This window comes from Comamonas sp. MYb69 (genome assembly GCF_037479315.1).
GTDB lineage: Bacteria > Pseudomonadota > Gammaproteobacteria > Burkholderiales > Burkholderiaceae_C > Comamonas.
The window spans coordinates 1117-14140 of record NZ_JBBGZG010000007.1; the positions used below are offsets into that span (position 1 = coordinate 1117).

Below are 13024 nucleotides of genomic sequence, written 5' to 3' on the forward strand. Positions count from 1 at the left end.
GCGCCCCCCCCCCCCCCCCCCCGCCGGGGGGGGGGGGGCCCGGGGCCCTGCGCTTTTTTCCAAAACCCCCCCGGTACATGGTGGGGCGGGGCCCCCCCCGCCGGGGGGGGCCCCCGCCCCCCCCATGCCGCCTGATCGGCGCGAACGCATGTAGGCATTGTCTGACGGCCATGGCTTGGGAAGCAATGCTGTAATGGCCCCTGTCTGCCTTCTCTTGCGCCCGTCCGCGCCGCGCGACTGCGGTGTGTGTGATTTTTCTCAATCACCGCGTTGCGGATATTCAATCGGCGCAAGCGTGCTGGGCAGACCCAAGGCGTTCATAATAAAAAACCATGGAAACCGGTATATTCATCGGAATTTCCTTCTTTCGGATACCCGCGCGGTATCTGGCGTCCCGTCAGCTTGAACCGGAGAACCCCACATGACCACAGAATCCAAGTGCCCCTTTCACAGCGCTACTGCACGCAACAGCGAGACGGCTGCCCAAGGCAATGGGACGACCAGCCAAAGCTGGTGGCCCAACCAGCTGCGTGTGGACCTGCTCAGCCAGCACCATCCTGACAACAACCCACTGGGCGCAGACTTCAACTACGCCGACGAATTCAAGAAGCTCGATTACGAAGCCGTCAAGCGCGACCTGCGCGCCGTCATGACCGACTCGCAGGACTGGTGGCCCGCCGACTTTGGCCACTATGGTCCGCAGTTCATCCGCATGGCCTGGCATGCCGCTGGCACCTACCGCGTACAGGATGGCCGGGGCGGCGCAGGCCGCGCGCAGCAGCGCTTTGCACCGCTCAACAGCTGGCCGGACAACGTCAATATCGACAAGTCGCGCCGCCTGCTGTGGCCCATCAAGCAAAAATACGGCAACCAACTCTCCTGGGGCGATCTGATGATCCTGTGCGGCAACGTCGCGCTGGAAACCATGGGCTTTCGCACCTTTGGTTTTGCCGGTGGCCGCGTCGACACCTGGGCACCCGACCAGGATGTGTACTGGGGCGCCGAGAAGGAATGGCTGGCCACCAGCGACAAGGCCAACAGCCGCTACAGCGGTGAGCGCGACCTGGAAAACCCGCTCGCTGCCGTGCAGATGGGCCTGATCTATGTGAACCCCGAAGGCCCGGACGGCAACGGCGACCCGATCTCGGCGGCACGCGACATCCGCGAGACCTTTGCCCGCATGGCGATGGACGATGAAGAAACCGTGGCCCTGATCGCCGGCGGCCACACCTTTGGCAAGACCCATGGCGCTGGGGAAGCGAGCCATGTGGGCGCCGAGCCCGAAGCCGATGGCATCGAAGCCCAGGGCCTGGGCTGGACCAGCAGCTTTGGCTCCGGCTCGGGGCGCGATGCGATCACCTCGGGCCTCGAAGTGACCTGGACGCAGACCCCCGCACAGTGGAGCAATTTCTTCTTCGAGAACCTGTTCAAGTACGAATGGGTGCAGGAGAAAAGCCCTGCCGGCGCGATCCAATGGGTGGCCAAGGATGCGCCCGACGTCATCCCCGATGCGCATGGCGGCCCGAACAAAAAGCCCACCATGCTGACCACCGACCTGTCGCTGCGCCAGGACCCGGCCTATGAAAAGATCTCGCGCCGTTTTCTGGAAAATCCCCAGGCCTTTGCCGAAGCCTTTGCCCGCGCCTGGTTCAAGCTGACCCACCGCGACATGGGCCCGCGCAGCCGCTACCTGGGCCCGGAAGTGCCAAAGGAAGAGCTGGTCTGGCAAGACCCGATCCCAGCAGTCAACCACCCGCTGGTCAATGCCGATGATGTGGCCAGCCTCAAGGCGCAGGTGCTGGCATCGGGCCTGACGGTGCAGGAGCTGGTGGGCACGGCCTGGGCCTCGGCCTCGACCTACCGCGGCTCGGACATGCGCGGCGGCGCCAATGGTGCCCGCATCCGCTTGGCCCCGCAAAAGGACTGGGAGGTGAACCAACCCGAGCAGCTGGCCAAGGTGCTGGGCGTGCTCGAAGGCATTCAGCGCAGCTTCAACAAGGCCGCCGATGGCGACAAGCGCATCTCGCTGGCCGACCTGATTGTGCTGGCGGGCAATGCCGGCGTCGAAAAGGCCGCTGCCGATGCCGGTGTGCCTGCCACCGTGCCCTTCCATGCTGGCCGCAGCGATGCCACGGCCGAGCAAACCGATGCCGCATCCTTCCAGTACCTGGAGCCCAAGGCAGACGGTTTCCGCAACCACCTGCAAGGCCGCTTTGCCGCGCCGGCCGAGGCGCTGCTGATCGACAAGGCCCAGCTGCTGACCTTGACCGCGCCGGAGCTCACGGTGCTGGTCGGCGGGCTGCGCGCTATCAACATCAACACCGCAGGCAACCAGCAAGGCGTGCTGACGGCCAAGCCCGGCACCTTGAGCAATGACTTCTTTGTGCACCTGCTAGACATGGGCACGCAGTGGAAGCCTCAGGAGGACGGCAGCTTTGTCGGCGTCGACCGCAAGAGCGGTGCCCAGCGCTGGACGGCCAGCCGCGCCGACCTGGTCTTTGGCTCCAACGCCATCCTGCGCGCCGTGGCCGAGGTCTATGCCCAGACCGGCGCCAAGGAAAAAATGGTCAAGGACTTTGTCGCCGCCTGGACCAAGGTGATGGAGCTGGACCGCTTTGACCTGAAGTAAGCCTCCCTGCCCCACTCAAAGGCGCCCGCCCATCCCTGCCGCAGGGATGGGCGGGCATTTTTCATGGTGGGCTCGCCTTGGCCGCTGCAGCGCCCAGCCATTTGCCGCTGGGCCAGCCGCCCGAGGCAACGGCCGCCGCCAAAATCTCGCGCAGCACCGCCAAGGTGGCGCGCACCGGCCTGGTCATGCTGCGGTTGGCCGCGTAGGCCAGCGCAATTACCCGCTTGAGCTCGGGCTCGGTCAAGGGCGCGCCCTCCAGCCTGCCGGCGGCCAGGTCGCTGACCACCGCAATCGGCGGCAAGATGGTGTAGCCCAGGCCATCGATCACCACGCTGCGCTGCACCGGCAGCGCATCGGTCTCCACGCAGATGTTGAGCTGCAGGTTCTCCAGCGCGCAGGCATGTTCCACCAGCAGGCGAATCCCATGCGGGTTGCTGGGCAGCACCAGCGCCCGGCCCGCCATATCGGCCATGCGCACGGCCTTAGCGCCAGCCATGCCGCAACCCTTGGGGCCCAAACCCCACAGCTCCTCTTCGATGAGCGGCTCCAGCACCAGATCGGGCTGCTTCTCGGCCGCGTACAGCAAGGCCACATCGACCTGGCCGCTGGCCAGCCAGGGCCTGAGCGTGCCGGCATAGGCGACCGTCAGGCGCAGCTTGATGCCCGGGTAGCGGCTGGCCAGCGCGGCGACCAGCGCACTGGAGACCACATCGCAGGTGCTGGGCAAGAGGCCAATGGTGACGAGACCCGTCACCTCTTCCTGCGTGCCGGCCAGCTGCAGCCGCGCTTTTTCCAGCTCGCCAAAGGCGCGGCGTGCGTAGCTCGCCAGCTCCTGGCCCTGCTCGGTCAGCACCATGCCATGGCGCTCGCGCTCAAACAGCGCGCAGCCCAGGTCTTCCTCCAGCAGCTTCAGCTGGCGCGACACCGCCGGCTGCACCACATGCAGCAGCTCCGATGCGCGGGTCACGCTGCCGGTGTCGGCGACGGTCAAAAAGGCCTTGAGTTGCTTGAAATCCATGCTGCAGCCTCGATCAGATTGCGTGATAGTGGTATCAGAAATGGTGATTGTTCAAATCACATCATCACATTTTATGATGCCTTCACTGGTTCACAAAACGGAAAGCAGATGAACGCCAACCCCAACCCACCTCCCTGGCAAAAAGACATTTTTCAGGCCATCAAGGATGCCGGCGTGCAGCAAGTGGCCTATGTGCCCGATGCCGGCCACGCCTATGTCATCAAGAGCGCGATCGCCGATCCCGAGATCACCGATGTAGCGCTGACCACCGAAGAAGAAGGCGTGGCCGTGGCCGCGGGCGCCTGGCTGGGCGGCCAGCGCGCCGTGCTGCTGATGCAAAGCAGCGGTGTCGGCAACTGCATCAACATGTTCTCGCTGCTCAGCGCCGCCGACATCCCCTTTGTCACCATCGTCACGATGCGCGGCGAGTACGCCGAGTTCAACCCCTGGCAAGCGCCGATGGGTCGGGCCACGCAGGCGGCGATGGAGCTGATGGGCATCCATGTGATGCGCGTGCGCCGCCCCGAAGATGCACAAGAGGTCGTCAGCGCAGCGCTTGATGGCGCCTTCATGGCCGGCGCCCGCATCGCCGTGCTGATTGGCCAGGACGTGATCGGCCGCAAGAAATGGGAGAGAAAGTAATGCAGACCCGCGAGAATTCCGCTGCGATGGACCGCCGCCTGTTTGTGGCGCGCCTGCTGGCCAAGACCCCCGAGGCGCTGGTCGTCACCGGCCTGGGCTCGGCCTCCTACGATGTGTTTGCCGCCGGTGACCGCGACCACAACTACTACTTGTGGGGCGCGATGGGCGGTGCCTCATCGGTGGCGCTGGGCATTGCGCTGGCCCAGCCCGCACGCCCGGTGGTGGTCATCACCGGCGACGGCGAGCAGATGATGGGCATTGGCAGCCTGGCCACGATTGCCGCCAAGTCGCCTGCCAACCTCAGCATCGTCGTGCTGGACAACGGCCACTACGGCGAGACCGGCATGCAAAAAAGCCATAGCAGCCTGGGCACCGACCTGGTGGCCGTGGCGCGCGGCTTTGGCATTGCCCAGGTGCAGCAGCTGCGCACCTTGGACGAAGCCGATGCGCTGGCCGCGCATATCAACGCCCGCAAGGCCACCACCTTTGTGCAGGCGCTGATCCATGCCGATGAGCCGCCCCGCGCGCTGCCGCCGCGCGATGGCCCTTTTATCAAGAACCGCTTTCGCAGCGCGCTGGGCCTGCAGCCGTTCTAGCCTTTGGCAGGGATGCCGGCCGGCATCCCTTCTCAGCTCTATCCAGCACTAGCCAGCCCTCTCCAGCACCGCCCCAAGCTGCCCGCAGCCCTCGAACGCCCTTTGCCATGAAACGCTACTCCCTTCAGATTGCCGGCCAGGCCCAGCCCCCCGCCAGCGGCCAATGGATTGCCAGCCTCAACCCCTACACGGGCGAGGCCTGGGCCGAAATACCCGATGGCAGCGCCGCCGATGTCGAGGCGGCCGTGCAGGCGGCGCACACCGCGTTCAGCAGTGGTGCCTGGCCGCAGCTGAGCGCGACCGAGCGCGGCGCACTGCTGCGCAAGCTCGGCAGCTTGATCGAGCGCGATGCCGAGAAGCTCGCCCGCACCGAAGTAATGGACAACGGCAAGCTGTTCGCCGAGATGCGCGGCCAGCTGCAGTACATCCCGCAGTGGTTCCACTACTACGGCGGCCTGGCCGACAAGGTGCAAGGGGCCACCTTGCCGCTGGACAAGAAAGGCTATTTCGCCTTTACCCGCCATGAGCCGCTGGGCGTGGTGGCTGCCATCACGCCCTGGAACTCCCCGCTATTCCTGCTCGCCTGGAAGATTGCGCCGGCGCTGGCAGCTGGCTGCACGGTGGTGGTCAAGCCGTCCGAGTTCACCTCGGCCTCGACCCTGGAGTTTGCCGAGCTGTTCAACGAGGCTGGCTTTCCGCCCGGCGTGTTCAATGTGGTCACCGGCTATGGCGCGCAGGTCGGCAGCGCCCTGGTGGCGCACCCACTGGTCGCCAAGGTCAGTTTCACCGGCTCCGATGTGACGGGCCGCGCCATCAACCAGGCAGCCGCCGGCCAGCTCAAGCACGCCTCGATGGAGCTGGGCGGCAAATCGCCCAACATCGTGTTTGCCGATGCCGACCTGGAGCAGGCCATGTATGGCGCCATCTCGGGCATCTTTGCCGCCACGGGCCAGACCTGCATTGCCGGCTCGCGCCTGCTGGTTCAGCGCAGCATCCACGATGCCTTTGTCGAGCGCCTGGTGGCCTTTGCCGCCACCGCCCGCATGGGCGACCCGATGAGCCTGGAGACCCAGGTGGGACCGGTCACCACCCTGCCCCAGTACGAGAAAGTGCTGTCCTATATCGACATTGCCAAGGCCGAAGGGGCCCGGGTGGTGCTGGGCGGCGCCAAGGCCACGCGCGCCGAATGCGGCAAGGGCTGGTTCATCGAGCCCACCATCCTCACTGGCGTACACAACGGCATGCGCATTGCACAGGAAGAGGTGTTTGGCCCGGTGCTCTCGGTCATCCCCTTTGACGACGAGGCCGATGCGCTGCGCATTGCCAACGATGTGCGCTTTGGCCTGGCCGCAGCCGTCTGGACCAGCGACATCGGCCGCGCGCTGCGCATGTCCGAGCGCCTGCAGGCGGGCACGGTCTGGGTCAACACCTACCGCGCCGTCAGCTTTATGGCGCCCTTTGGCGGCTACAAGGATTCGGGCCTGGGCCGCGAAAACGGCCAGAGCGCGATCTACGAATACCTGCAGACCAAGTCGGTCTGGATCAACAGCGGAGCGACCACCAGCAACCCCTTTGTACTGCGTTAGTTCCCGCGCCTAGCAGGTGACACAGAGCACCGCAGGCCCTTCGTCCAACAGCTCTAGGAGACAAAACCATGAGAAAAGCACAAGGACCCCTGACCGCCGCCGCCCTGGCGGTGGCCGCCCTGCTCGCCAGCGGCGCCCAGGCCGCACCCGACAAGGTCAAGATCGCCTTCATCACCGACATGTCGGGTCTGTACTCGGACTTTGACGGGCCCGGTGGCCTGGACGCGATCCGCATGGCCGTGGCCGATTTTGGCGGCGAGGTGCTGGGGCGCAAGATCGAGATCATCTCGGCCGACCACCAGAACAAGGCCGACATCGCCGCATCGAAGGCGCGCCAATGGTGGGACAACGACAATGTCGACCTGATCATCGGAGGCTCCAACTCGGCCGTGTCGCTGGCGATCAGCAACCTGTCCAAGGACAAGAAAAAGGTGTTCATCAGCGCCGGCGCCGGTGCCGATTCGCTGACCGAAGAGGCCTGCCAGCCCTATATGGTGCGCTACACCTACTCTACCTCGGCCCAGGCACGCGGCACGGCCGCCGCACTGGTGGGCCAGGGCTACAAGGACTGGTACTTCCTCACCTCGGACTACGCCTTTGGCCACTCGATGGAGCAGGCCGCGATCAATGTCGTCAAGCAAACCGGCGGCAATGTGGTGGGCGCGATCCGCCATCCGCTCAGCACCTCCGATTTCTCGTCCTATGTGATGAAGGCGCAAAGCTCGGGCGCCAAGGTAATGGGCCTGGCCAATGGCGGCGGCGACACCATCAACGCCATCAAGACAGCCAAAGAGTTTGGCATCGACAAGAAGATGAACGTGGCCGCGCTGATGGCCTTCATCACCGACATCCACAGCCTGGGCCTGGGCACCACCGGCGGCATGTACCTGACCGAAGGCTGGTACTGGGACATGAGCGATGCCTCGCGCGCATTCTCGCAGCGCTTCTACGACAAGAACAAGAAGATGCCCACCACCTTCCAGGCGGGCGACTACTCGGCCACCACCACCTACTTGAAGGCCGTGCAAAAGGCCGGCAGCACCGAGCCCGACCAGGTGATGGCCGCACTCAAGTCGCTGCCCATCGACGACATGTTTGCCAAGGGTTACATCCGCGCCGATGGTGCGATGGTGCATGACATGTACCTGATGCAGGTCAAAAAGCCGGCCGAGTCGACCAAACCCTGGGACTACTACAAGGTGGTCAGCACCATCCCGGGCGACAAGGCCTATGCACCATCGAAGGAAGGTGCCTGCCCGCTGCTCAAGCCTGCGGCCTGAAGCCCGCTGGCTCCCGCTTTCCGACTGACTGCGCTGCGCGCCCACCATGCGCGCAGCGCCACCTATTGCCTTGAGAGTGAGACATGAACGAGAACCTGATCAATGGCCAGTGGCTGGCGGGCGCGAGCACCATCCAGAGCTGGAACCCCTCCGACACGCGAGACCTGGTGGGCGAGTATGCCGCGGCCGATGCCGCGCAGATGCAGCAGGCCGTGGCCGCTGCGCGCGCCGCTTTTGGGCGCTGGCAGCACACCACCACGCAGATGCGCTCGGACTTTTTGCAGCGCGTGGCCAACCAGATGATGGCGCAAAAGGACAGCCTGGGCCTGCTGGTCTCGCGCGAAGCGGGCAAGACCTTGGCCGAAGGCCTGGGCGAGGTGGTGCGCGCGGCGCAGATCTTCCAGTTCTTTGCCGGCGAATGCCTGCGCTATGGCGGCGAGAGCCTGCCGTCGGTGCGGCCGGACATCGGCGTGCAGATCAGCCGCCATGCGCTGGGCGTCGTGAGCCTGATCACGCCCTGGAACTTTCCGATCGCCATCCCCGCCTGGAAGATTGCCCCGGCGCTGGCCTTTGGCAACACCGTGGTGCTCAAGCCCTCGGAATACACGCCTGGCGTAGCCCATGCGCTCTTTCGCATTCTGGATGAGGAAGGCCTGCTGCCGGGCGTGGCCAACCTGGTCAACGGCAGCGGCAAGCATGCGGCGCAAGGCTTGCTCAGCGGCGTCGATGCGGTGTCCTTCACCGGCAGCGTGCATGTAGGCCAGAGCATTGCGCAGACCGCCATCGGCGAGATGATCCGCCTGCAGCTGGAGATGGGCGGCAAGAACCCGCTGGTGGTGCTCGATGATGCCGACCTGGATGTAGCCGTGGAATGCGCGCTCAACGGCGCCTTCTTCTCGGCCGGCCAGCGCTGCACAGCATCGAGCCGCCTGATCGTCACCGAACGGATCCATGACCGCTTTGTCGAGGCGCTGACGGCGCGCATGCGTGCCATGGTCGTCGGCAACAGCCTGGACAAGGCCACGCAGATCGGCCCGGTCATCAACCAATCGCAGTTCGACAAGATCCAGCACTACCTGGACCTGGGCAAGCGCGAAGGCGCCGAGCTGGTCGAAGGCGGCACGCCAGTGCAGGCGGCGACCCCGGGCTACTTTGTGCGGCCCGCCCTGCTCACCGCAACCCACAACGCGATGCGCATCAACCAGGAAGAGATTTTTGGCCCGGTCGCCAGCGTCATCAAGGTGGCCGACTACGACGAGGCACTGGCCACCGCCAACGACACGCGCTTTGGCCTCTCGGCCGGCATCTGCACCACCTCGCTGCGCGCAGCCAACCACTTCCGCCTGCATGTGCGCAGCGGGCTGGCCATGGTCAACCTGCCCACCGCCGGGCTGGACTACCACGTGCCCTTTGGCGGCACGCGCGCCTCCAGCTACGGGCCGCGCGAGCAAGGGCGCTACGCAGTCGATTTCTACACCAGTACCAAGACGGCCTACATCGCGTACTGAGCCCTCTTTCCATTCCCCATCCCACTTAGAACATTTCGCAGGAGACCTTCAGCATGACAGACAGCATCGGTTTTATCGGCCTGGGACGCATGGGCCGTTCCATGGCCGCCAATCTGCAGAAAAAAGGCTTCAGCCTGTTGGTGGCCGACCTCAACCCCGAGGCCGTGCAGGCCCTGGTAGCACTGGGCGCAGAGGCCGCCACGGTGCCAGAGATTGCACGCCGCTGCTCGGTGGTCATCACCATGCTGCCGTCCTCGGTCGAGGTTGAGCAAATCGCCCAGGGCGCCGATGGCATCTTTGCCAATGCGCTGCCAGGCACCATTCTGCTGGACATGAGCACCATTGACCCGCTCGCCACCGACCGGCTCAGCAAAGCAGCCGCCGGCCGCCAGATGACGGTGGTGGACGCGCCCGTGGGGCGCCTGGCCGAGCATGCCGACCGGGGCGAGAGCCTGTTCATGGTGGGCGCGAGCGACGCCGATTTCGCCAAGGTCAAGCCCCTGCTCGATGCCATGGGCACCACCACCTACCACTGCGGCCCGGTCGGCGCGGGCGGGCGCACCAAGCTGGTCAACAACTATGTGGCCATCACCTTGTGCCAGGTCAATGCCGAGGCGCTGGCCCTGTCGCAGCGCTTTGGGCTCGATATCAGCAAGACCCTGCAGGTGCTGTTGGGCACCTCGGCCAACAATGGCCAGCTGCGCATGAACTTTCCCAACAAGGTGCTGGCTGGCGACACCTCGCCGGGCTTTACCATCGATCTGGCGCACAAGGATTTGTCGCTGGTCATCAGCGCCGCACATGCCGCGCGCGTGCCGATGCCCGTCGCCGCTGCCGTGCATGAATCCTTCAGCCTGGCGCGTGCCAGCCAGTTTGGCGGCATTGATTTCTCGGGCATCGCCGATGTGGTCTGTGAGCTGGCCAAGATCGAGCGGCCCCGCGTGCCCGAAGGTTGGAAGCCCAGCTGATCGCCAAACAGCTGCAAGCCGCCCAAGAACAAACGCCCCCAGGGGCATTTTTCCGCATCGGGACGTTGGCTCAGAGCATCGAGGCACGGTGCGCGGCCACCCCGGCCATCGCCCCATCCGCGACCGACAGCGCAATGCTGCCCGCTGCACGCGCGGCATCGCCGCAGGCAAACACATTGGCCACACTGGTCTGCTGCATGGCATCCACCTGCACATAGGGGCCCATCGGGCCATCGGCCAGCACACAACCGAGCTGCTGCGCCACCGGGCTCGCGGGTGTGGTGCGGGGCTGCGTGAACAGGCCCTGCATAGCCAAGGTCCGGCCATCGGCCAGCACCACATCCGCAAAGCCATCAATGCGCAGCACCGGCGTGGCCTCGATCTGGGTGCCGCGCCGGGCGAAATCGGCCAGATCCGCCTGCGTCGGCGCATAGACGCCGTTGAGGAACAAGGTGGTCGGGCCCCAATCGGGCAGCATCAGTGCATGGTGCTGGGCCAGCGGTGAGGCAGCAATCACACCAATCGCGCCGCCTCCCACCTCATAGCCATGGCAGTACGGGCAATGGAACACGCTGCGGCCCCAGCGCTCGGCGAGGCCCGGCACGGCGGGCAGTTCATCGCGCACCCCAGTGGCCAGCACCAGGCGGCGCGCCACCAACAACTGGCCGCCCACCTCCAAGGCCAGCTCGCCGCTGGGAAGCACCCGGGCTTGCCGGGCCTCACCTTCGATCCAGCGCACGGTCGGGTATTGCAGCAATTGCGCACGCGCCTCTTGCCACAGCTGGGCAGGCGCCATGCCGTCGCGCGACAAAAAGCCATGCGAAGTGCTGCCCGCCTCGTCCACAAAGCGGTTACGGCGCAGGCCTGCATCGATGACGGTGACCTGGCGGCGCGCCCGTGCCAGTTGCAAGGCGGCCGACATGCCTGCGTAGCTGCCGCCGACGATGGCGAAATCAGTGTGAATGTCCATGGTGGTCCTCTATACGGTGGGGGGTGGATGTTTTGGCCAGCCGGTGCGCGCGCAGCGAAGCGCCGATCTGGGCAGACAGCTGGGCCAGGGTGATGCTGCCCAGCTGGGCCAGCAGCGAGGCCTCGGCCTGCTGCATGGCGCTGCGCAGCGAGCTGTTGACCACCTGCGCAACCAGGCATTCGGGGTGGTCCTCGCGAAAGCCCAGCGACACCAGCGCCGGCGCGCCCAGCGCCCGGTGGATATCGCGCAGCGTCGTCTCGCCCCAGCCGGGTGCAATCAGCCAGCCGCCCCCATGGCCCTTGCCGGACGAGACCATGCCCGCATCGCGCAAGCCGGCCATCAGGCGCCGCAGCACCACCGGGTTGGTGTCCATGGTCTGCGCCAAGACCTCGGAGGTCAGCGGCGCCTGCGCCTCGGCCAGGTGCAGCAGCACATGCAGAACATCGGAAAACTGGCTGTTGTGTTTCATGCAACTATTGTAGTTACATGAGATGAATCCGTGCCAGCGGCTCCGCAGAGAACCATTACCCCCGCTAAGGTCAAGCGCTTGTCGTCATTTCTATCGACCTTGCAAGTTTTTGTCGGCTCTCCATGCGTTTTGAATTTTTCTCACGGAAGTTTGAACTCGGCGCGTTTTGAGCTCAGCCAGAGGGTGTGCAGGGGCTGCGGATTGAAAACGAGGATCGCGGTCTTGCTATCGCGCCACGTGGTGCAGCCAAGCCGCTGGTCACTGGCCTCACCGAAGGCTTTTGGCCCCTTCCAGAACTTGCACTCTGCGATGAAGGCGTTGCGGTCGCCCTCGCCCAGGAGAATGTCGGTCTTGCCCGCCCTATGGAAGGTCTCGCCCGTCGCCTTGCCCTGCAAGGCCTGCGGCTACTGCGCCGCCAAATGGTTCAACAAAGCCTTGGCCGCCGACGACAGCAAGGCTGCGTCCCGGTAGCTGATCGCAAACTGCCGCTTCGCCCAGCTGTCCGCCAGCGGAATCACCCGAACATCCGTGTTGGCGGCAAAGCTCAGTGCCACTTCGCGCGGCACCACGCTGATCGCCAGGTTGGCCTGGACCACGCGCAGCGCGGCATCGAAGTTGGAGACGTGCACGCGGTGGCGCAGCGCCTTTCCTTCTTGTGCGGCGGCGCGGGTGAGCAAAATTTGCACTGCGCTCAACGCCGGCATGCTGACATGTTCGTAGTCCAGTACGTCAGAGAAGTGCACCGCTGCGCTTTGCGCCATGCGTGCGATGGGGTGGCTTTTGTGGGCCGCAATGGCCAGGTGGTCGCTGCTATAGGGCTGGGTCTGCAGGCCGCTCAAATCGGCTGCGTCCCAGCAAATCCCCATGGCCGCACGCCCTTCGCGCACGCCGCGCACCACATCCGGGCTCACGCACTCCTCCAAAGTCACACGGATACTGGTGTGCGCGGGTTGCTGCAAAAAACTTGCGACATGGTCGGCCAAGGATTCGGCCATCACCGACGCCGTGACCAATACCCGTACCTGCCCCTGTACGCCCTTGCTATAGGCCGCCATTTCTTGCTGCATGTGGTTGGCGGCGGCCAGCATGGTGCGCGCATGCTCTAGCAAAGTCTCACCCGCCGCCGTGGGGCGCAGGCCGCGCCGTTCGCGGATGAACAAGGGCGCGCCCATCTGGTGCTCAAGCTGCGCCAGGCGCTTGCTGATGGCAGATGCCACCAGCGCCTCGGCCTGCGCCACACGGGCAATGCTGCGCTGCTCGCATACCTGCACAAACAGCCGCAGGTTCAGCAGACTCAGGTCATACATGATTTTCCTTTTTGGAACGAAACCGCTTCCGTATTGGATTATTGCTGATGC

The 13024-nt window shown here is 65.1% G+C and carries 12 protein-coding genes; 7 read left to right on the forward strand and 5 right to left on the reverse strand.

Annotation, left to right across the window (positions count from 1 at the left end; translation table 11 throughout):
- Positions 1-421: 421 nt before the first annotated feature.
- A complete protein-coding gene (katG, locus tag WH303_RS11100) occupies positions 422-2629 on the forward strand; it encodes a catalase/peroxidase HPI (protein ID WP_021025874.1) in 2208 nt (735 codons plus the stop codon).
- 61 nt (positions 2630-2690) lie between these two features.
- Here katG and WH303_RS11105 read toward each other — a convergent pair whose 3' ends face one another.
- A complete protein-coding gene (locus tag WH303_RS11105) occupies positions 2691-3647 on the reverse strand; it encodes a LysR family transcriptional regulator (RefSeq protein ID WP_339518485.1) in 957 nt (318 codons plus the stop codon).
- A gap of 108 nt (positions 3648-3755) precedes the next feature.
- Here WH303_RS11105 and WH303_RS11110 point away from each other — a divergent pair, with 108 nt between their 5' ends.
- The 6 genes from WH303_RS11110 (at position 3756) to WH303_RS11135 (ending at position 10227) form a co-directional block, all read left to right on the forward strand.
- Entirely contained in the window at positions 3756-4289 is a 534-nt protein-coding gene (locus WH303_RS11110; RefSeq protein ID WP_116924003.1) for a thiamine pyrophosphate-binding protein, read from the forward strand.
- Positions 4289-4885, forward strand: a complete 597-nt coding sequence (locus WH303_RS11115) for a thiamine pyrophosphate-dependent enzyme (protein ID WP_021025877.1) — start codon at positions 4289-4291, stop codon at positions 4883-4885. The genes WH303_RS11110 and WH303_RS11115 overlap by 1 nt, the downstream gene beginning before the upstream one ends.
- A 107-nt stretch (positions 4886-4992) precedes the next feature.
- A complete protein-coding gene (locus tag WH303_RS11120) occupies positions 4993-6471 on the forward strand; it encodes an aldehyde dehydrogenase (protein WP_021025878.1) in 1479 nt (492 codons plus the stop codon).
- A gap of 68 nt (positions 6472-6539) precedes the next feature.
- Complete coding sequence (locus WH303_RS11125; RefSeq protein WP_021025879.1) at positions 6540-7751, forward strand: ABC transporter substrate-binding protein; 1212 nt, start codon at positions 6540-6542, stop codon at positions 7749-7751.
- An 83-nt stretch (positions 7752-7834) separates the two neighbouring features.
- Positions 7835-9259: an aldehyde dehydrogenase family protein gene (locus WH303_RS11130; protein WP_339518489.1), complete on the forward strand. Its 1425-nt coding sequence runs from the start codon at positions 7835-7837 to the stop codon at positions 9257-9259.
- A gap of 53 nt (positions 9260-9312) precedes the next feature.
- Entirely contained in the window at positions 9313-10227 is a 915-nt protein-coding gene (locus WH303_RS11135) for an NAD(P)-dependent oxidoreductase (RefSeq protein WP_339518491.1), read from the forward strand.
- A 70-nt stretch (positions 10228-10297) separates the two neighbouring features.
- Here WH303_RS11135 and WH303_RS11140 read toward each other — a convergent pair whose 3' ends face one another.
- The 4 genes from WH303_RS11140 to WH303_RS11155 form a co-directional block, all read right to left on the reverse strand.
- Positions 10298-11197: an NAD(P)/FAD-dependent oxidoreductase gene (locus WH303_RS11140; protein ID WP_339518493.1), complete on the reverse strand. Its 900-nt coding sequence runs from the start codon at positions 11195-11197 to the stop codon at positions 10298-10300.
- The gene (locus WH303_RS11145; protein WP_339518494.1) at positions 11181-11666 is read right to left on the reverse strand and encodes an Rrf2 family transcriptional regulator; all 486 of its coding nucleotides are present in this window, start codon (positions 11664-11666) and stop codon (positions 11181-11183) included. Before WH303_RS11145 ends, WH303_RS11140 begins: the two co-directional genes overlap by 17 nt.
- Positions 11667-11806: 140 nt before the next feature.
- Positions 11807-12061, reverse strand: a complete 255-nt coding sequence (locus tag WH303_RS11150; RefSeq protein ID WP_339518495.1) for a hypothetical protein — start codon at positions 12059-12061, stop codon at positions 11807-11809.
- Positions 12062-12070: 9 nt separating this feature from the next.
- Positions 12071-12973 carry a LysR family transcriptional regulator gene (locus tag WH303_RS11155; RefSeq protein WP_021025885.1) on the reverse strand — a complete coding sequence of 301 codons (903 nt, stop codon included), beginning with the start codon at positions 12971-12973 and terminating at the stop codon, positions 12071-12073.
- Positions 12974-13024 lie beyond the last annotated feature (51 nt).

What these genes read in the sequence shown, in the direction of transcription:
- WH303_RS11105 (WP_339518485.1), bottom strand. Translation starts at nt 3,647, where the DNA reads ATGGATTTCAAGCAACTCAAGGCCTTTTTGACCGTCGCCGACACCGGC.
- WH303_RS11120 (WP_021025878.1), top strand. Translation starts at nt 4,993, where the DNA reads ATGAAACGCTACTCCCTTCAGATTGCCGGCCAGGCCCAGCCCCCCGCC.
- WH303_RS11135 (WP_339518491.1), top strand. Translation starts at nt 9,313, where the DNA reads ATGACAGACAGCATCGGTTTTATCGGCCTGGGACGCATGGGCCGTTCC.
- WH303_RS11130 (WP_339518489.1), top strand. Translation starts at nt 7,835, where the DNA reads ATGAACGAGAACCTGATCAATGGCCAGTGGCTGGCGGGCGCGAGCACC.
- WH303_RS11145 (WP_339518494.1), bottom strand. Translation starts at nt 11,666, where the DNA reads ATGAAACACAACAGCCAGTTTTCCGATGTTCTGCATGTGCTGCTGCAC.
- WH303_RS11110 (WP_116924003.1), top strand. Translation starts at nt 3,756, where the DNA reads ATGAACGCCAACCCCAACCCACCTCCCTGGCAAAAAGACATTTTTCAG.
- WH303_RS11155 (WP_021025885.1), bottom strand. Translation starts at nt 12,973, where the DNA reads ATGTATGACCTGAGTCTGCTGAACCTGCGGCTGTTTGTGCAGGTATGC.
- WH303_RS11125 (WP_021025879.1), top strand. Translation starts at nt 6,540, where the DNA reads ATGAGAAAAGCACAAGGACCCCTGACCGCCGCCGCCCTGGCGGTGGCC.
- WH303_RS11115 (WP_021025877.1), top strand. Translation starts at nt 4,289, where the DNA reads ATGCAGACCCGCGAGAATTCCGCTGCGATGGACCGCCGCCTGTTTGTG.
- WH303_RS11140 (WP_339518493.1), bottom strand. Translation starts at nt 11,197, where the DNA reads ATGGACATTCACACTGATTTCGCCATCGTCGGCGGCAGCTACGCAGGC.
- katG (WP_021025874.1), top strand. Translation starts at nt 422, where the DNA reads ATGACCACAGAATCCAAGTGCCCCTTTCACAGCGCTACTGCACGCAAC.